The sequence below is a fragment of the Burkholderia sola genome (assembly GCF_905400185.1).
GTDB classification, from domain to species: Bacteria; Pseudomonadota; Gammaproteobacteria; order Burkholderiales; family Burkholderiaceae; genus Burkholderia; species Burkholderia sola.
In genome coordinates this window covers 1,067,506-1,085,004 of sequence record NZ_FR989675.1, presented here as the reverse complement: position 1 = coordinate 1,085,004, position 17,499 = coordinate 1,067,506, and the positions used below count along the sequence as shown (strand labels likewise).

The window sequence follows — 17,499 nt, the reverse complement described above, 5'->3', positions numbered from 1 at the left end:
ACGCTGATAACGGGCTTGCGCAGGCCCTGGCCGTTCCCCTGCCCGCGACATGGCCATCGGCGCACGCGTTCGACACGGTACGAATAAAGCCGTAAGCTAGCCGTCTCTCAAAATAACGACATACAGCGCGGGCCCGCACCCGCGCGAGCGCCCATTCCATGTCGCATTCCGGTCTCACGCGGACGGCCGCCGCGCCGCCGTCCCTGTCCAGTCATGCCGCCGATACCGCGCGCCTCGCCGCGCCGCTCGCGATCGCGCAACTGTCCCAGATGGCGATGAGCGTCACCGACACGGTGCTGCTCGGTTCGCTCGGCCCCGATTCGCTCGCGGCGGGCGGGCTCGGCGCGAACTTCTTCTTCGTGATCGTGACGATCCTGCAAGGCGCGCTGTCGTCGGTCAGCGTGAGCGTCGCGCACGCGCGCGGCGCGCAGGCCGAGGAGCGCGTGCCGCACATCTACTGGACGGGCTTCGCGCTGTCCGTGCTGCTCGCGATTCCGGCGATCGTCGCGCTGTCGCTGGCCGAACCGATCCTGCTGATGTTCCACGAGCCGCCGCTGCTCGCGCATCACGTCGGCGAATACACGGGCATCCTGCGCTTCGCGGCGCTCGGCAGCCTGATCGGCGTCGGGCTGATGCGCGCGTTCCTGCCAGCGATCGGTGCCGCGCGGCGGCTGTTGTGGGTATCGATCGGCGGCGTCGGCGTCAACGGCGTGCTGAACTACGGGCTGATCCACGGCGCATTCGGACTGCCGCGCCTCGGCTTTCTCGGCTCGGCCGTCGCGACGACGATCACGATCTGGCTCACCGCGCTCGCGCTGATCTGGCTGCTGCACGGCCGGCAGCGCTTTCGCCATTTCGTGACCGCCGCGCGCCCGAAGCTGCCCGTGATGGGCGAACTGATCGGCATCGGCTGGCCGGTCGCGATCACGTACGGCGTCGAATCGACGCTGTTCCTCGCCACCGGCCTCACCGTCGGCGTGCTGGGCGCGACGTCGCTCGCCGCGCACCAGATCGCGCTGAACGTCGCGTCGGTGTCGTTCATGGTGCCGCTCGCGATCGGCCAGGCGGCCAACGTGCGCGTCGGCTACTGGATCGGCGCGGGTTCGCCCGTCGCCGCGCGGCACGCGGGCTTCGTCGCGCTCGCGCTCGGCGTCGGCTTCATGTCGCTGTCCGGCCTCGTGATGATCGTCGCGCCGCATACGATCGTCGGCCTGTACCTGCACCTCGACGACCCGGCCAACGCGGCCACGGTGTCGCTCGCCGCGTCGCTGCTCGGCATCGCCGCGGTGTTCCAGATCGTCGACGGGATGCAGACCGTCGGGTCCGGTGCGCTGCGCGGCCTGAAGGACACGCGCATCCCGATGCTCGCCGCGACCCTCGGCTACTGGGGCATCGGCTTCCCGACCGGCTACTGGTTCGCCTTCCACGCGGGCCTGGGCGCGCGCGGCCTGTGGTGGGGGCTCGCGGCGGGCCTCGCGAGCGTCGCCGTGCTGATGGCATGGCGCTTCCACCGCAAGACCGCGTCGCTGATCGCGGCGGCGCGCTAGCGCCGGTTTGCGCGCGTCACGCGCCGTGGGCACGACACGACGCGAAATCGCGGCCGGCGCTATGCTTGTCGGCTGAACCGCTCGAGACGCCGCGCCAGCGGCGCGACTGCCTCACGATACGTCTGATTACGCCTGACGCCGCGCGACGACGCGCGGCCTTTCCCCTTTCCAGGAGGAGTGCATCATGAATGAAGCAGTTCGGATGGAACGCGACACGTTCGGCGAGATCGCCGTGCCGGCCGACCGGCTCTGGGGCGCGCAGACCGAGCGCTCGCTGCAGAATTTCCGGATCTCGACGGAGAAGCAGTCGCCCGAGCTGATCCACGCGCTCGCGATCGTCAAGCGGGCCGCGGCGGCCGTCAACCAGTCGCTCGGCGTGCTCGCCGACGACAAGGCGCACGCGATCATCGAAGCCGCCGACGAGATCATCGCCGGCAAGCATCCGCGCGAATTCCCGCTCGCGGTGTGGCAGACGGGCTCCGGCACGCAGACCAACATGAACCTCAACGAGGTGATCGCGAACCGCGCGAGCGAGCTGCTGGGCGGCGAGCGCGGCGAAGCGCGCAAGGTTCATCCGAACGACGACGTGAATCGCGGCCAGTCGTCGAACGACGTGTTCCCGACCGCGATGCACATCGCGGCCGCGTATGCGATCGTCAACCACCTGCTGCCGGCGCTGCGCACGCTGCGCGCGACGCTCGACGCGAAGTCGAAGGCGTTCGCCGACATCGTGAAGATCGGCCGCACGCACCTGCAGGACGCGACGCCACTCACGCTCGGCCAGGAGTTCTCCGGCTATGTCGCGCAGCTCGACCAGGGCATCCGTCACGTCGAATCGGCGCTGCCGCACCTGTACGAACTCGCGCTCGGCGGCACCGCGGTCGGCACCGGGCTGAATGCGCATCCGGAATTCGCGGTGCGCGTGGCCGACGAGATCGGGCGGCTCGCGAAGCTGCCGTTCGTGACGGCGCCGAGCAAGTTCGAGGTGATGGCGGCCGCCGACGCGCTGGTCTTCGCGCACGGCGCGCTGAAGACGGTCGCGGCGAGCCTGATGAAGATCGCGAACGACGTGCGCTGGCTCGCGAGCGGGCCGCGCTGCGGGCTCGGTGAGCTGTCGATCCCGGAAAACGAGCCGGGCAGCTCGATCATGCCGGGCAAGGTGAACCCGACGCAGTCGGAAGCCGTGACGATGCTGTGCTGCCAGGTGTTCGGCAACGACGTCGCGGTCAACGTCGGCGGCGCGAGCGGCAATTTCGAGCTGAACGTGTTTCGGCCGATGATCGCGCACAACGTGCTGCAGTCGGTGCGGCTGCTCGCCGACGGCGCGCAGAGCTTCAACGATCACTGCGCGGTGGGCATCGAGCCGAACCGCTCGCGCATCGACCTGTTGTTGAACGAATCGCTGATGCTCGTGACGGCGCTCAATCCGCACATCGGCTACGACAAGTCCGCGCAGATCGCGAAGAAGGCGCACAAGGAAGGCACGACGCTGAAGGCGGCCGCGCTCGCGCTCGGCTACCTGACCGAGGCGGAATTCGATGCATGGGTACGCCCCGAGCAGATGATCGGGACGCGGTAACGGCAGGACGACGGGCGCGGCGCGTCGAGCGCGGCGCCCGCGGCACTCAGACGGTGCCCTTCGCGACCTCTTCCGGCTTCATCTCGACGATCTTGTCGAGCGCGGCCCGCACGTCGGCCGCATATTTGGCGAGCACCTTCTGCTCGTCGGTTTCGGGCACGAACGGCGGCACCGGCACCGGGTTGCCGTTCTCGTCGACCGCGACGAACACGACGAGGCAATCGGTCGTCTGGCGCAGCACGCCGCCCTTCGGATCGCCGGCGTGCACCGACACGTGGATGTGCATGCTGGTACGGCCCGTCGCGACGACGCGCGCCTTCAGCTCGACCAGATTGCCGACCAGGATCGGACGCTGGAAACGGATGTTGCCGACGCTGACCGTCACGCAATAGCGGCTCGACCAGACGGCCGCGCACGCATACGCGACCTCGTCGATCCATTTCATCAGCGCGCCGCCATGCACCTTGCCGCCGAAGTTCACGGACGAAGGCTCGGCAAGGAAGCGGAATACGGTTTCGGTGCGGTCGAGAGCGGCCGGCACGGGGGACGGTTGGGGCATTGTTGTGGCTCCAGGCGGCAGGGGCGCTGTAATCGGGCCATTATACGTTGCACTGCGGCAATGCGTCGCGGCAAGCCCCGCCTAGCGGGGCTGCGGCGGCCATGCCGGCTCGCGCGCCGACCGGCGTCGGTCAGCGGCGCACCGTGATGCCCTGGTCGATCGTCCCGTACATCTCGATACTGCCGCTGCGCTCGCCGGTCGCGCCCGCACCGCCGGACGCACAGGCCGCGCACACGAGCGCGGCCGCCAACACACAGAAAATCGTCTTCATCGTTGCATCGCGTCACATGCGGCGGCCCGCTGCCGCCGCGTCCGGCCATTCTACGCGTGCCCTGCAACGGGCCGCGGTCCGGTCCCCGCCAGCGCGCCACCGCCGTATCCGACATTTCATCCGGAAACGAAACATCGAATGCGCGCGCGGACTACACTGCCCTCCAACCCGCTCGACGAGACACGACGATGACCGATCAAGACGACCACCATTTTCCGGGCCTGAGCCGCATCGGCGCACTGATCGCCGATCCCGGCCGCGCCGCGATGCTGTGGGTGCTGATGGACGGCAGCGCGCGACCGGCCGGCGAACTGACGATGATCGCGGGGCTGTCGCCGTCCGCGGCCAGCGCGCACCTCGCGCGCCTGACCGAGGGCGGGCTGCTGGCCCTCGACGTGCGCGGCCGGCATCGCTACTACCGCATTGCGTCGGCCGACATCGCGGCGTCGCTCGAAGCGCTCGCGAACGTCGCCCGCGCGGCCGCGCCGCATCGCCCGGTTCCGCCGCCGTCGCGCACGGTCCCGGCCGAACTGCGCTATGCACGCACCTGCTACGACCACATGGCCGGCGAGCTCGCGGTGCGCATCTTCGACGGCCTCACCGCGCGCGGCTGGCTATTCGCCAACGGCGACGCGATCGACACCACCGAGCGCGGCACGCAGGCGCTCTCGCAATGGGGCATCGACGTCGCGCAGCAGCGCGCGCGCCGGCGCCGCTTCGCGTGCGGCTGTCTCGACTGGAGCGAGCGGCGTTCGCATCTCGGCGGCGCGCTCGGCGCGGCGCTGCTCGACAGCTTCTGCGCACACGGCTGGATCGAGCGCGCGGCCCGACCGCGCGTGCTGCGCGTCACGGTGCCCGGGCAGCAGGTTTTCGACGCGTGGCTTACGTCTGCTTGACGCCGGCATTGCAGCTGCACGACAACGGCGCGCGATGGACAGGTTTTGTTACACCGCGTGCCATTCGACTTACAAAACACCGTGCCTTGAAACAGGCCAAGCGGATATCGTGAACGGGACGGCACGAATCGACGCGCCGCGATCACAACGATGACGCTCACCATGGCCTCCCTGTTCGCGCTCAAGCGCACCGCCCGCTACACGCTGCTCGCATTCGCCGCACTGGCGGCGCTGCCGCCCGCCTTCGCGCAATCTGCCGATGCGCCGCCGGCTGCAGCCGCGGCACGGCAACCCGGCGGCGATCCGCCCGGCCGCGTCGCCCGGCTCAATTACCTGTCGGGGGCCGTGACGACCGAACCGGCCGGCACCGATACCTGGTCGTATGCGGCGGTGAACCGGCCGCTGACGACCGGCGACCAGCTGTGGAACGATGCCGGCGCGCGCTCGGAACTGCACATCGGCTCGACCGCGGTGCGGCTCGGCGAATCGACGAGCCTGTCGGTGCTGAACCTCGACGACACGACGACGCAGTTGAAAGTGGGTCTCGGCACCGTCTCGACGCACGTGCGCGGTCTGCCGGCCGGCGGATCGTACGAAATCGACACGCCGAACCTCGCGCTCGGCATCACGGGCCCCGGCGACTATCGCGTCGATGTCGCGCCGAACGGCGCGAGCACGACGGTGACGGTGCGCAGCGGCAGCGCGACCGTCTACGGCAGCAACGGGCAGTATCCGCTGTCGCCCGGGCAGCAGGTCGTATTCACCGGCACCGACCTGCAGGTCGCGCAGCAATCGGCCGCACCGGGCCCCGACGCGCTCGACCAGTGGGCCGCCAGCCGCGACGCGGCCGAAGCGCGCTCGGTGTCGGCCCGCTACGTGTCCCGCGACATGCCCGGCTACCAGGATCTCGACGCGAACGGCACGTGGCGCGAAACCCCGAATTACGGCGCGGTATGGGTGCCGAACGACACGCCGGCCGACTGGGCGCCGTATCACGACGGCCACTGGATCTGGCAGGCGCCGTGGGGCTGGACCTGGGTCGACGACGCGCCGTGGGGCTTCGCGCCCTATCACTACGGCCGCTGGGCGTACCTGGACGACAGCTGGGCCTGGGTGCCGGGGCCGATGGTCGTCAGCCAGCCGCCCGTCTATGCGCCGGCGCTCGTCGCGTTCGTCGGCGGCGGGGGCGGCGGCGGTTCCGACTGGAGCGTCGCGCTCACGGTCGGCGGCGTTGCCGCGGCCGGCTGCGCGTGGTTCGCGCTCGGTCCGGGCGAACCGTGGCATCCGGGCTGGGGCGGCTGGAGCCCGCACTACTACGACCGCGTCAACCGCAACATCGTGGTGAACAACGTCAACGTGAACAAGACCGTGAACGTGACGAACATCACCAATATCACCAACATCAACAAGACGTACGTGAACTTCCGCGCGCCGCATGCGATCACGGCCGTGCCGGCCGCCGCGTTCGTGCACGGCCAGCCGGTCGCGCACTTCTCGCAACACGTCGATCCGCAGCAATGGCGCAACGCGCACGTCACGCCGGGCACGCCCGGCATCGCGCCGGTCCGCCAGAGCTTCACCGGCGGGCTGCGCACTGCCAGCTACCGTCCGCCGGCGGCGATCGCGCAACACCCGTACGTCGCGACGCGCAATCCTGCCGTGCCGCCCGCGTATCGCGACCAGGCCGCCGCCCACCTCGCGCAGCAAGGCGGGCGCGTACCGGGCGCCGGCGCGCCGGTCGTGAAGACGAATGTGCCGGCCGACTACGCGGCGCGTCCGGTCCGCGTTCCGGGCAAGCCGGGCGGCGGCGCCTGGGCGATGCACAACGTGCAGCTCGTGAACCCGCACGGCCCCGTCGTGCAGCCGGGCCGCGCGCCGCGTGAAGGCCAGCCGGCCGCCGAGCAGGCGGGCCGGCCGGGCGTACCGACGCCGGGCATGCCGAACGGCGCCCGGCCGAACGGCGAAAACCCCAACGCACCGCGTTTCACCAATGGCGGCCCGCCGCAGGCGCCCGGCAACCCGATCCCGCATCAGGCGTTCGCGCCCGGCAACGGCGTTCCGCATCCGCCGGGCGCGAACAACGCTCCGTCGGGCATCGGCAATGCACGTGCAGCCGGCGCACCGTCGTCGCCCGCGTGGATGCAGCCGCACACGCCGATGGAGCGTCAGCGCGCCGCGCCGCCTACTGCGCTGCACGCGGCAGGACAGAATGCGCTGCCGCCCGTGCGCAGCGCGGCGGTACCGCATCCGGACGGCGTGCCGACACCGCAGGGTGTGCAACCCGGCGGCCGGAACGAAACGCCGCGCGCGCAGCAGCAACCGCAACCGCAGTCGGACCATGTCGCGCAGATTCCGCAACCGCGTCCGCGCCCCGATCTCCCGACGCCGGCCCGCCAAGCGCAGCCGCAGCCCGAACGGGCCGCCCCCGCGCCGCAACCGCGCCAGGACTTCGCGCAACCGGCGCCCCATCGCGAAGTCGCGCCGCCGCGCGTGAACGAGTACCGCCCGCCGGCGCCCGCCGTGCATGACATGCCGCGCCCGCAGCCGCAGGCGCCGCGCATGGAGCCGCGACCTCAACCCCAGCCGGCGCCCCGGATGGAACCGCGCCCGTCGATGCCCGCGCCCCGGATGGAGCCACGGCCACAGCCGGCGCCGCACGTCGAGGCGCCGCGTCCGGGCAATCCGCCGCCGCAGGGCGGCCACGAGGAGCGGCATCGTCAGTAGGTGCAGCAAACATGAAACAAAAAGGCTCGACCGGTATCAGCCGGTCGAGCCTTTTTGCAGGTGCGAATCGATGAAGCCGCGCGGCCCCGGCCGCGCGATCAGACCGCCATCGGCGCGGTCAGCGGCTCATGATGCCGGTAGCCGACGAGCGAGAAATCGGACGGCTCGACCTGCTCCAGCCATTCGGGCGCATAGACGCCCGTCTTCGCGTACTCGGGCACGCGCTCGGCAATCTCGAGCCGCGGGCTTTCGTACGGCTCGCGCGTGAGCTGCTGCTGCAGCATGTCGAGCTGGTTCTCGTAGATGTGCGCGTCGCCGATGAAATACGTGAACCAGCGCGGCGTATAGCCCGTCAGCCGGCCGACGAGCGACAGCAGCGCGGCCCCCTCCGTCAGGTTGAACGGCGTGCCGAGGCCGACGTCGTTGCTGCGGATGTACAGGCACAGCGAGATCTCGCGCTTCGTCGCGTTCGGCAGGAACTGGTACAGCAGATGGCACGCGGGCAACGCGATCTGGTCGAGCACGGCCGGATTCCACGCGTGAAACAGGATGCGACGATCGGACGGGTTCTCCATGATCGTGTCCAGGCACTGGCGCAGCTGGTCGATCGCCTTGTACAGCAGCACCTTCGGCGCGCCGTCTTCGTCGAAACGCGTGACGATCCGGAAGCCGCGGCGCGTCGCGTCGGCGATCTGCGCGTCAGCGTTCGCGTCGAGCACCTTGTAACCCGGCCACTCACGCCATTGCACGCCGTATACGTCGCCGAGATCGTCCACGCCCCGGCGATACGGGTTCGCGAGCCACTGCGCGTTCTCGTTCGCGTTCGCATCCCACACCTTGCAGCCGAGCGCGCGAAAATCGGCCGCGCTGCGCGACGCGCGCAGGAACCCGACCAGTTCACCGATCGCGGACTTGAACGCGAGCTTCTTGGTCGTCACGGCCGGGAAGCCTTGCTGCAGGTCGAAGCGCAGCATCGCGCCCGGCATGCTGATGGTGCGGATGCCCGTGCGGTTCTCCTGCCAGGCGCCGGTATCGAGAATGGTACGAACGAGATCGAGATACTGTTTCATGCGGGTTCCTTCGGCCGCGAGGGGCGGCCGTACCCGCCAATTTTAGCAAGCGTGGCGCGGAAGCTCCGGCAACGACGCCGAAAACCCTGCCAGCGTGTCGCCGCGATCGCGCATGCCGTGCGCGCACATCAGCCGGTAGAGCGTGACGCGCGACACGCCGAGCTCACGCGCGGCATCGGCAAAACGGCCGCGATGGCGCAGCAGCGCCTGCTCGATCGCCTGCCGTTCGGCCGCCTCGCGCGCCTCCAGCAGCGACACCGGCGCGAGCGTCGCATAGTCGTTCAGCTCGAGATCGGCCGCGGTGATCATCCGGCCTTCGGACATCACGATCGCGCGCCGCACGCGGTTGATCAGCTCGCGCACGTTGCCCGGCCACGAATAGCCGTACAGCGACGCGACCGCGTCCGGGGAAAAGCCGCGCAGGCGGCGATGCGCGTCGCCCTTGAAGCGCTCGAGCATGTGGCGCGCGAGCACCTCGATGTCCTTGCCGCGCGCGCGCAGCGGCGGCTCCTCGATCTTCAGCACGCACAGCCGGTGAAACAGGTCCTCGCGAAAGCGCCCTTCGCGCAGCGCCGTTTCCATGTCCACGTGCGTCGCGCAGATCACGCGGACATCGACCGGCATCGACACGTGCGCGCCGAGCCGCTCGATCTTGCCTTCCTGCAGGAAGCGCAGCAGGCTCGCCTGGCTTTCGAGCGGCAGGTCGCCGATCTCGTCGAGAAACAGCGTGCCGCCGTTGGCGGCCTCGACGCGGCCGATCTTGCGCTGGTTCGCGCCGGTGAACGCGCCGCGTTCATAGCCGAACAGTTCCGCCTGCAGCAGCGTCGACGGGATCGCGCCGCAATTGATCGCGATGAACGGCGCCTGCGCGCGCGACGAACGCTCGTGAATCGCGACCGCCGTCAGTTCCTTGCCCGTGCCCGATTCGCCGGAGATGAACACCGGGGCGTCGGTCGCCGCGACCCGGCGAATCGTCCTGAAGAGCCCGAGCATCGCATCGCAGGTGCCGACCATCTCGCCTTCGCTGCGCCCGGCGCCGACGGGCGGCGCAACGGGATCGGTCAATGCGACCATGCCGTGCGCATGGCCGACGGTCTCGACGATCCGCCCGGTTTCGTACGGCATCGTCACGTAGTCGAAGCAATAGTCGCGGATGAGATGCCGCAGTGTCGCGTCCTGCAACTGGCCGCGTCGCGTCGCCGCGATCCAGCCGATGTGCTGGATGCTCAGGCAGGCTTCGAGTTCGCGCAGGTCCGACGGCTTGAAGCCCGGCGAGAAATCGAGCAGGCCGGCGGTTGCCACGCCGTGCTGCACGACGCGCCGTACGTCGCGCACGGTCTCGGCGAGATCGACGCGCCAGCCGCGTTCGTCGAAATGGCCGCGCAATGCGTCGTTCGGTTCGCGCGAATAGTAGATCACGTGCCGCTGATCGGCTCCCATATCCTCACCCCGTTCATCAACCGTCTAACGATTGCCGCACACGTCAGATCGTGTGCAAAAGGATCGAATCGGGTCAGCCAGAGGTGGCTCGATTCGCCATGCCGATGCGCGGCAACGACAAAGCCTCGCATGATGGCGCTTATCTCGCGTCCAATAATTTTTGACAAGACAGCTTGGTTATAGGCGCTGAATACGACAAACCCGTTTCAGCGCCGATGGCGATGCGGCCAAATCGCTCAGGAGGTCGATGCAGATCAATCCTCTGCACATAGTGGATGCGCAGAAAGGGCTTCGTCACCAACACACGCGCCGATTTTCATCCTTCGAGCGTATCGGTTGAATCAGCAATATTCCCGAGCCCCCTCGTTTCAGGCCTGAAACATTTTCAGGCGTTTTCGGCCGTCATTCGCAATGCTCGGGCACGAATCGCAATGGCGGCAACGGTCCCGGTACGGTGGCATGTATTTCGCTGAATACGGAAACGACCGGAGACAGTCGCCATGCGAAAACTTTTTTTACTTTCCTTCGTGCCGATGACGCTCGTGCTGTCGGCCGCCGGCCCGCCTGCACCGGCCTGCGCGGACGAAGGCATGCAGCCGCAGCGCGCGATGCTGCTTGCCGACAACACGCCGGGCAGGCAACACGACAACGCGTTCGGCATCGTGACCGTGTCGGCGCCGCAACCGCTGCCGGCACGCCAGGCCTCCGTGACGCTGTGGGACGAGATTCCACCGCCGCCCCATTTGCCGCTGCCGCTGCCGGCGCCTCAACCGGGCGATATCCGGCATGCGATGGAAGGCAACGCGCGAGCCAATACGCATCCCTGATCATTCGACGCGTCGAATCGATCAGGATTGCGTATTGAATCGACGATCCGGTCGGAAGGAATGCCATCGGGTAGAGCCGGTATCGCCGATCTCGCAGCACAAAAAGTTTTTGTGCTCCGTCCCCCGGCGGGCACTCTTTTTATTCGGACGGCCGCCGCGGCGCGGGGCATCACGCGTCGCGGCGCACGATGCAAGAAACGCGGATACCCGCGCCGGCAGGCGGAATCCGGCACGCGCCGCCGTTCCGGTAAAATCGGCCCCATTCCGTCTTCCCTCTTCCCCGACCTTCATGACGACGTTGACCCTGATCGTCGCGCGCGCCCGCAACGGCATCATCGGCCGCGACAACCAGTTGCCCTGGAAACTTCCCGAGGATCTCGCGTTCTTCAAGCGCACGACGATGGGCGCGCCGATCGTGATGGGCCGCAAGACCCACGAATCGATCGGCCGGCCGCTGCCCGGCCGCCGCAACATCGTCGTCACGCGCGACGCCGCGCGCCGTTTCGAAGGCTGCGACACGGTCACGTCGCTCGCCGATGCACTGGCGCTCGCCGCGCACGACGGCGTGCCCGAGGCGTTCCTGATCGGCGGCGCGCAACTCTACGCGGAAGGTCTCACGCTCGCCGACAAGCTGATCGTCACCGAGATCGATGCCGATTTCGACGGCGACGCGTCGTTCCCGGCGCCCGACGCCGCGCACTGGCAGGAAGTCTCGCGCGACGCGCATCGGGCCGCCGCGCCGAACACGTTCGGCTATGCGTTCGTCGTCTACACGCGCAAGCGCGGCTGACGTCTTCTTCCGCACGATGAAAAAAGCCCGACCGGCTCACATACGCCGGTCGGGCTTTTTCGTTTCCTGGCGGCCTGCGCCACGCGCGGCTTACTGCCCCGCGATCGTCATCTGCTCGATCAGCACCGAGCCGGTTTCCTTCGTCCCGCGCACGATCGAGTCCGCCCCGATCGCGACGATATGGCGGAACATCTCCTGCAGCGTGCTGGCGACGGTGATTTCCTCGACCGGATACTGGATCACGCCGTTCTCCACCCAGAAACCCGCCGCGCCGCGCGAATAGTCGCCCGTCACGTAGTTCACGCCCTGCCCCATCAGCTCGGTCAGCAGCAGGCCCGTGCCGAGCTTCTTCAGCATCGCGTCGAAGTCGTCGCCCGCCTGCGTGTTCGAGCTGCGCAGCGCGAGGTTGTGCGAGCCGCCCGCGTTGCCGGTGGTTTGCGTGCCGAGCTTGCGTGCCGAATAGGTCGACAGGAAATAGCCTTCGACGACGCCGTCCTTCACGACGCTGCGCGCACGCGTGCGCACGCCTTCCTCGTCGAACGGCGCGCTGCCCATCGCGCGCGGCACGTGCGGATCCTCGACGACCTGGACGTGCGGCGCGAACACCGGCTTGCCGAGGCTGTCGACGAGGAACGACGTCTTGCGATACAGCGCGCCGCCGCTCACCGCCTGCACGAACGCGCCGAGCAGGCCGGCCGCGAGCGGCGCCTCGAACAGCACGGGCACCTTGCGCGTGTCGAGACGGCGCGCGCCCATCCGCGCGAGCGCGCGTTCGGCCGCGTAACGGCCCACCGCTTCGGGCGCGGCGAGATCGATCGCGCTGCGCTTCGACGAATACCAGTCGTCGCGCTGCATGTGGCGGCCGCTGCCCGCGATCGGCGCGCATGCGATGTAGTGGCGCGAGTACGGATAGCCGGCGAGGAAGCCGCGCGACGTCGCGAGCACGAACTGCGAGTGCTGCGCCGACACGCTCGCGCCTTCCGAATTGCGGATCTGCGGGCTGACCGCGAACGCGGCGTCTTCCGCGCGGCGGGCGAGCTCGACGGCCTCGTCGGCGCTCAGCGCCCACGGGTGGTACAGATCGAGGTCGCGCGGATCGGTTTCGAGCAGCTCGGCTTCGGCGAGGCCGGCCGCTTCGTCCTCTGCCGTGAAGCGCGCGATGTTGTAGGCTGCGGCGACGGTATCCTTGATCGCGGCCGGCGAGAAGTCCGACGTGCTCGCGTTGCCGCGCTTCTTGCCGATGAACACGGTGACGCCGACCATCTTGTCGCGGTTGTGCTCGATCGTTTCGACTTCGCCGCGGCGCACCGACACCGACAGGCCGTCGCCCTCGGAGATTTCGGTCGCGGCGTCGGTCGCGCCGAGCGCCTTCGCATGGCGAAGGATGTCCGATGCGATTTCCTTGAGCTGGTCCTGCGTGTGCGGGAAATAGCGCGCTTGTACGTCGAGATTGGCTGCCATCGTCTTGGTATCCGGTGGCGGGCGGGCGCCCGCATGGTCAAAATGTTGCGTATCCCGCGATCATAGCAAGGTCCGGGGCCGCGCACAGACAAGCTTGGGGTGTCCGCACCGCGATACAATGCGGCCCATGACACGCAAAACCCGAATCCAGCCGATCGAGCCTGTCGCCGAAGAAGACGACAACGGCTACGATCGCCCCAGCAAATCCCAGTTGAAGCGCGAAATGCACGAGTTGCAGGTGCTCGGCCAGGCGCTCGTCGACCTGCCGAAAGACGCACTGAAGCGCATGCCGATGCCCGAAAGTCTCGCGGACGCCGTGCGCGAGGCGCGCCGGATCACCGATCACGAAGGCAAGCGCCGCCAGCTCCAGTACGTCGGCCGCGTGATGCGCTCGCTGACCGACGACGAAACGGCCGCGCTGCGCACCGCACTCGACGCGCAACGCGGCGTGAACAAGGCTGCGACGGCCCGCCTGCACTGGATCGAGCGCACGCGCGAGCAGCTGCTCGCGAGCGACGACGCGCTGACCGAATTCCTGCGCCAGCACCCCGACGCCGACATCCAGGAAGGCCGCACGCTGATCCGCAACGCACGCAAGGAAGCGCAGCAAGGCAAGCCGCCGCGCTATTTCCGCGAGCTGTTCCAGTGGATCAAGGCGGCCGGCGGCGCGTCCGACAGCGACGACGACGCGGCCGACGACGCCGGAGACGACCATGACGACGAAGCCTAACCACCCGGACGAGCTCGTGGTCGGCCTCGTGTCGATCAGCGACCGCGCGAGTACGGGGGTCTACGAAGACAAGGGTATTCCGGCGCTGCAGGAATGGCTCGCCGGCACGCTGGTTTCGCCGTGGCGCGCCGAAACGCGCCTGATCCAGGACGACGCGCCGACGATCTCGGCCACGCTGACCGAACTCGTCGACGTCGCCGGCTGCGACCTCGTGCTGACGACGGGCGGCACGGGCCCCGCGCGTCGCGACGTGACGCCGGAAGCCACGCTGGCCGTGGCGACGAAGGAAATGCCGGGATTCGGCGAACAGATGCGGCAGATCAGCCTGAATTTCGTGCCGACCGCGATCCTGTCGCGGCAGGTCGCGGTGATCCGCGAAACGGCCGACCATGCGGCGCTGATCATCAACCTGCCCGGCCAGCCGAAGTCGATCCGCGAAACGCTGGAAGGGCTGCGCGACGCCGACGGCAAGTCGACCGTGCCCGGCATCTTCGCCGCGGTGCCCTACTGCATCGACCTGATCGGCGGCCCGTATATCGAGACCGACGCCGCGGTGGTCGCGGCGTTCCGCCCGAAAAGCGCGCGGCGCTGAGCGTTTGCCGCGCGCCGCACGTGTGCCGGCCCGCTCAGGCGGCCGGCACGGAATCGCCTGCCGGCGCCGATGCGGCCGGAATCAGGAAATGCTCGCGGTAGTACTTCAGCTCGTCGATCGACTCGTGGATGTCGGCGAGCGCGGTGTGCATCGCCCGCTTCTGGAAACCTTTGTAGATGGCCGGCTGCCAGCGGCGGCACAGCTCCTTGAGCGTGCTGACGTCGAGGTTGCGGTAGTGGAAGAACCGCTCGAATTCCGGCATCCAGCGCGCCATGAAGCGGCGGTCCTGGCAAATCGAGTTGCCGCACATCGGCGACTTGCCCGGGGACACGTACTGCGCGAGGAACGCCTGCAGTTGCGCGGCGGCTTCCGCCTCGGTCACGGTCGACGCGCGCACGCGGTCGATCAGCCCCGAGCGGCCGTGCGTCGACTTGTTCCAGTCGTCCATCTTCGCGAGCGTCTCGTCGCTCTGGTGAATCGCGAACACCGGGCCCTCGACGGCGACGTCGAGCGTGGAATTGGTCACGACGACCGCGATCTCGATGATGCGGTCGTTATCCGGGTCGAGGCCCGTCATCTCCATGTCGAGCCAGACGAGGTTCAACTCGTTGCGCACGAGCGCGGGCTGGCTGGCGGAAGCGGCGGTATCGGTCATGATTCATCCTGGAAAATAGCGAACCGGGCGCGCCGACGCGGCGCCACCCGGGCGGTCGGCATCGCATCAGCGGGGCCGGTCCGCAAGAACATATAATTCTCGCATAGAACCCTTTGGCGCCTTCGATGTCACCCTTTTCGTTCACCCTGCTGTTCGCGATCGCCGTACTCGCGATGGTCGTCACCAAGCTGTGGCTCGCGTCGCGGCAGATCCGCTTCGTCGCCGCGCACCGCAACGGCGTGCCCGCGCAGTTCAGCGCCACCATCCCGCTGACCGCCCACCAGCGCGCGGCCGATTACACCGTCGAGCGCACCCGGCTGACGATGCTCGAGATCGTCGTCAGCGCGGCCGTGCTGGTCGGCCTCACGCTGCTCGGCGGCGTCGGCGCGCTCGACACGCTGCTGACCGGCTGGCTCGGCCGCGGCTACGGGCAACAGGTCGCGCTGGTCGCCGCGGTGCTCGCGATCACGGGCGTGATCGACGTGCCGTTCGAGTATTACCGCCAGTTCGGGATCGAGCAGCGCTTCGGCTTCAACCGGATGACGAAGCGGCTGTTCTTCACCGACATGCTGAAAAACACGTTGCTCGGCGCCGTGCTCGGCCTGCCGCTGCTGTTCGTCGTGCTGTGGCTGATGAACCAGGCCGGCAACCTGTGGTGGCTGTGGACCTGGGTCGTCTGGGTCGCGTTCCAGATGCTCGTGCTGCTGATCTACCCGACCTTCATCGCGCCGCTGTTCAACAAGTTCGAGCCGCTGAAGGACGACGCGCTGCGCGCGCGCATCGAGTCGCTGATGAAGCGCTGCGGCTTCGCGGCCAAGGGGCTGTTCGTGATGGACGGCAGCCGCCGCTCCGCGCACGGCAACGCGTACTTCACGGGCTTCGGCGCATCGAAGCGGATCGTGTTCTTCGACACGCTGCTCGCGCGCCTGTCCGGCCAGGAGATCGAAGCCGTGCTCGCGCACGAGCTCGGCCACTTCAAGCGCCGCCACGTGATGAAGCGGATGCTCGTGTCGTTCGTGCTGAGCCTCGTGCTGCTCGCGCTGCTCGGCTGGCTCGCGCAACGCACGTGGTTCTACACGGGGCTCGGCGTCACGCCGTCGCTCGACACCAGCAACGCGGGCGCCGCGCTCATCCTGTTCTTCCTCGCGATTCCGGTGTTCCTGTTCTTCGCGACGCCGTTCAGCAGCCTCACGTCGCGCAAGCACGAATTCGAGGCCGACGCGTTCGCGGCCAGCCAGACCGACGCGCAGGATCTCGTCAGCGCGCTCGTGAAGCTCTATGAGGACAACGCGTCGACGCTGACGCCCGACCCCGTCTACACGGCCTTCTACTACTCGCATCCGCCCGCGTCGCAGCGGATCGACCGCCTGCTGCAGCACGCATGAGCCGGCCGACCTCCCGCCAGCCGGCCCCGCGCGCATCCGGCGCGCAGCGGGCCGAAGGCCGCGTGATCGCGGCGCACGGCCGCCACTACATCGTCGCGCCCGATGACGGCGGCCCGATGCTGCAATGCTTCCCACGCGGCAAGAAGAGCGACATCGCGGTCGGCGACCGCGTCGCGTACGAGCTCGCATCGGCCGACCAGGGCGTGATCGTGGAGATCGGCGAACGGCGCAACCTGCTGTACCGCTCCGACCAGTTCAAGTCGAAGCTGTTCGCGGCGAACCTCGACCAGTTGCTGATCGTGCTCGCGACCGAGCCCTATTTCAGCGAGGATCTGCTCGGCCGCGCGCTGATCGCGGCCGAGGCGAACGAGCTGAAGCCGCTCGTCGTGCTGAACAAGATCGACGTCCAAGCCGCGCTGCCGGTGGCGCGCGAGCGTCTCGCGCCGTACCGCGCGCTCGGCTACGACGTGCTCGAGCTGTCGGTGAAAGGCGCGCCGGACGACGCGCGCGCGCAGTTGATGCCGCATCTCGCCGGGCATTCGACGATCCTGCTCGGCCAGTCCGGGATGGGCAAGTCGACGCTCGTGAACCTGCTCGTGCCCGATGCCGAAGCCGCGACCCGCGAGATTTCGGCCGCGCTCAACAGCGGCCGTCACACGACCACGTTCACACGCCTGTACCCGCTGGAAGGCGGCGGTGCGCTGATCGATTCGCCGGGATTCCAGGAATTCGGCCTCTACCACCTGACCGAAGGCCGCCTCGAGCGCGCGTTTCCGGAATTCCGTCCGCTGCTCGCGGACTGCCGTTTCTATAATTGTCATCATCTGCACGAGCCCGGCTGCGCGATCCTCGAAGCCGTCGCCGACGGCCGCATCGCGCCGTCCCGGCACGCGCTGTACGCGCAGCTCGTGCATGAGGCGAGCCAGATCGTCCGCTGACCGCTCGACGTGTGCGACGGCCGGCCGGCGCCAGC

General features: G+C 68.6%; 16 protein-coding genes. 10 read left to right on the top strand and 6 right to left on the bottom strand.

Annotation, left to right across the window (positions count from 1 at the left end):
- Positions 1–158 precede the first annotated feature (158 nt).
- Both norM and fumC read left to right on the top strand, forming a co-directional pair.
- Positions 159–1,547, top strand: coding sequence for a multidrug efflux MATE transporter NorM (gene norM / locus KR541_RS05065; RefSeq protein WP_050011499.1), 1,389 nt, complete (start codon positions 159–161; stop codon positions 1,545–1,547).
- Between the two features lie 184 nt (positions 1,548–1,731).
- A complete protein-coding gene (fumC, locus tag KR541_RS05060) occupies positions 1,732–3,126 on the top strand; it encodes a class II fumarate hydratase (RefSeq protein ID WP_011544913.1) in 1,395 nt (464 codons plus the stop codon).
- Positions 3,127–3,172: 46 nt separating this feature from the next.
- On the opposite strand, the gene KR541_RS05055 is transcribed toward fumC, so the two are convergent.
- Both KR541_RS05055 and KR541_RS05050 read right to left on the bottom strand, forming a co-directional pair.
- The gene (locus tag KR541_RS05055; protein ID WP_027811985.1) at positions 3,173–3,685 is read right to left on the bottom strand and encodes an acyl-CoA thioesterase; all 513 of its coding nucleotides are present in this window, start codon (positions 3,683–3,685) and stop codon (positions 3,173–3,175) included.
- A 130-nt stretch (positions 3,686–3,815) separates the two neighbouring features.
- Positions 3,816–3,956, bottom strand: a complete 141-nt coding sequence (locus KR541_RS05050) for a hypothetical protein (RefSeq protein ID WP_162838111.1) — start codon at positions 3,954–3,956, stop codon at positions 3,816–3,818.
- 188 nt (positions 3,957–4,144) lie between these two features.
- Here KR541_RS05050 and KR541_RS05045 point away from each other — a divergent pair, with 188 nt between their 5' ends.
- Complete coding sequence (locus KR541_RS05045) at positions 4,145–4,852, top strand: ArsR/SmtB family transcription factor (protein ID WP_050011501.1); 708 nt, start codon at positions 4,145–4,147, stop codon at positions 4,850–4,852.
- Between the two features lie 150 nt (positions 4,853–5,002).
- A complete protein-coding gene (locus KR541_RS05040; RefSeq protein ID WP_252996645.1) occupies positions 5,003–7,576 on the top strand; it encodes a DUF6600 domain-containing protein in 2,574 nt (857 codons plus the stop codon).
- Between the two features lie 98 nt (positions 7,577–7,674).
- Here the strand turns inward: KR541_RS05040 and KR541_RS05035 are convergent, their stop codons facing one another.
- Both KR541_RS05035 and KR541_RS05030 read right to left on the bottom strand, forming a co-directional pair.
- A complete protein-coding gene (locus KR541_RS05035; RefSeq protein WP_050011504.1) occupies positions 7,675–8,646 on the bottom strand; it encodes a thymidylate synthase in 972 nt (323 codons plus the stop codon).
- Positions 8,647–8,688: 42 nt separating this feature from the next.
- Positions 8,689–10,086 (bottom strand): sigma-54 dependent transcriptional regulator, encoded by a 1,398-nt coding sequence (locus KR541_RS05030; protein ID WP_050011505.1) that lies wholly within the window; start codon positions 10,084–10,086, stop codon positions 8,689–8,691.
- Between the two features lie 500 nt (positions 10,087–10,586).
- Between KR541_RS05030 and KR541_RS05025 the strand changes: the two genes are divergently transcribed.
- Together KR541_RS05025 and KR541_RS05020 are read left to right on the top strand one after the other, a co-directional pair.
- Entirely contained in the window at positions 10,587–10,913 is a 327-nt protein-coding gene (locus tag KR541_RS05025) for a hypothetical protein (RefSeq protein WP_089488264.1), read from the top strand.
- Between the two features lie 289 nt (positions 10,914–11,202).
- Positions 11,203–11,703, top strand: coding sequence for a dihydrofolate reductase (locus KR541_RS05020; protein WP_050011507.1), 501 nt, complete (start codon positions 11,203–11,205; stop codon positions 11,701–11,703).
- A gap of 90 nt (positions 11,704–11,793) precedes the next feature.
- Here the strand turns inward: KR541_RS05020 and pmbA are convergent, their stop codons facing one another.
- A complete protein-coding gene (gene pmbA / locus KR541_RS05015) occupies positions 11,794–13,164 on the bottom strand; it encodes a metalloprotease PmbA (RefSeq protein ID WP_048984630.1) in 1,371 nt (456 codons plus the stop codon).
- Between the two features lie 127 nt (positions 13,165–13,291).
- Between pmbA and yjgA the strand changes: the two genes are divergently transcribed.
- Together yjgA and mog are read left to right on the top strand one after the other, a co-directional pair.
- Positions 13,292–13,894, top strand: a complete 603-nt coding sequence (yjgA, locus tag KR541_RS05010) for a ribosome biogenesis factor YjgA (RefSeq protein WP_275564760.1) — start codon at positions 13,292–13,294, stop codon at positions 13,892–13,894.
- A complete protein-coding gene (gene mog / locus KR541_RS05005; RefSeq protein ID WP_080334138.1) occupies positions 13,878–14,486 on the top strand; it encodes a molybdopterin adenylyltransferase in 609 nt (202 codons plus the stop codon). Before yjgA ends, mog begins: the two co-directional genes overlap by 17 nt.
- 34 nt (positions 14,487–14,520) lie before the next feature.
- Here mog and orn read toward each other — a convergent pair whose 3' ends face one another.
- Positions 14,521–15,141, bottom strand: a complete 621-nt coding sequence (gene orn, locus KR541_RS05000; RefSeq protein ID WP_050011510.1) for an oligoribonuclease — start codon at positions 15,139–15,141, stop codon at positions 14,521–14,523.
- A 125-nt stretch (positions 15,142–15,266) separates the two neighbouring features.
- Between orn and KR541_RS04995 the strand changes: the two genes are divergently transcribed.
- Positions 15,267–16,526, top strand: coding sequence for a M48 family metallopeptidase (locus KR541_RS04995; RefSeq protein WP_050011804.1), 1,260 nt, complete (start codon positions 15,267–15,269; stop codon positions 16,524–16,526).
- Positions 16,523–17,464, top strand: a complete 942-nt coding sequence (rsgA, locus tag KR541_RS04990; protein ID WP_050011511.1) for a ribosome small subunit-dependent GTPase A — start codon at positions 16,523–16,525, stop codon at positions 17,462–17,464. Before KR541_RS04995 ends, rsgA begins: the two co-directional genes overlap by 4 nt.
- The last annotated feature ends 35 nt before the right edge of the window (positions 17,465–17,499 follow it).

What these genes read in the sequence shown, in the direction of transcription:
- norM (WP_050011499.1), top strand. Translation starts at nt 159, where the DNA reads ATGTCGCATTCCGGTCTCACGCGGACGGCCGCCGCGCCGCCGTCCCTG.
- fumC (WP_011544913.1), top strand. Translation starts at nt 1,732, where the DNA reads ATGAATGAAGCAGTTCGGATGGAACGCGACACGTTCGGCGAGATCGCC.
- KR541_RS05055 (WP_027811985.1), bottom strand. Translation starts at nt 3,685, where the DNA reads ATGCCCCAACCGTCCCCCGTGCCGGCCGCTCTCGACCGCACCGAAACC.
- KR541_RS05050 (WP_162838111.1), bottom strand. Translation starts at nt 3,956, where the DNA reads ATGAAGACGATTTTCTGTGTGTTGGCGGCCGCGCTCGTGTGCGCGGCC.
- KR541_RS05045 (WP_050011501.1), top strand. Translation starts at nt 4,145, where the DNA reads ATGACCGATCAAGACGACCACCATTTTCCGGGCCTGAGCCGCATCGGC.
- KR541_RS05040 (WP_252996645.1), top strand. Translation starts at nt 5,003, where the DNA reads ATGACGCTCACCATGGCCTCCCTGTTCGCGCTCAAGCGCACCGCCCGC.
- KR541_RS05035 (WP_050011504.1), bottom strand. Translation starts at nt 8,646, where the DNA reads ATGAAACAGTATCTCGATCTCGTTCGTACCATTCTCGATACCGGCGCC.
- KR541_RS05030 (WP_050011505.1), bottom strand. Translation starts at nt 10,086, where the DNA reads ATGGGAGCCGATCAGCGGCACGTGATCTACTATTCGCGCGAACCGAAC.
- KR541_RS05025 (WP_089488264.1), top strand. Translation starts at nt 10,587, where the DNA reads ATGCGAAAACTTTTTTTACTTTCCTTCGTGCCGATGACGCTCGTGCTG.
- KR541_RS05020 (WP_050011507.1), top strand. Translation starts at nt 11,203, where the DNA reads ATGACGACGTTGACCCTGATCGTCGCGCGCGCCCGCAACGGCATCATC.
- pmbA (WP_048984630.1), bottom strand. Translation starts at nt 13,164, where the DNA reads ATGGCAGCCAATCTCGACGTACAAGCGCGCTATTTCCCGCACACGCAG.
- yjgA (WP_275564760.1), top strand. Translation starts at nt 13,292, where the DNA reads ATGACACGCAAAACCCGAATCCAGCCGATCGAGCCTGTCGCCGAAGAA.
- mog (WP_080334138.1), top strand. Translation starts at nt 13,878, where the DNA reads ATGACGACGAAGCCTAACCACCCGGACGAGCTCGTGGTCGGCCTCGTG.
- orn (WP_050011510.1), bottom strand. Translation starts at nt 15,141, where the DNA reads ATGACCGATACCGCCGCTTCCGCCAGCCAGCCCGCGCTCGTGCGCAAC.
- KR541_RS04995 (WP_050011804.1), top strand. Translation starts at nt 15,267, where the DNA reads ATGTCACCCTTTTCGTTCACCCTGCTGTTCGCGATCGCCGTACTCGCG.
- rsgA (WP_050011511.1), top strand. Translation starts at nt 16,523, where the DNA reads ATGAGCCGGCCGACCTCCCGCCAGCCGGCCCCGCGCGCATCCGGCGCG.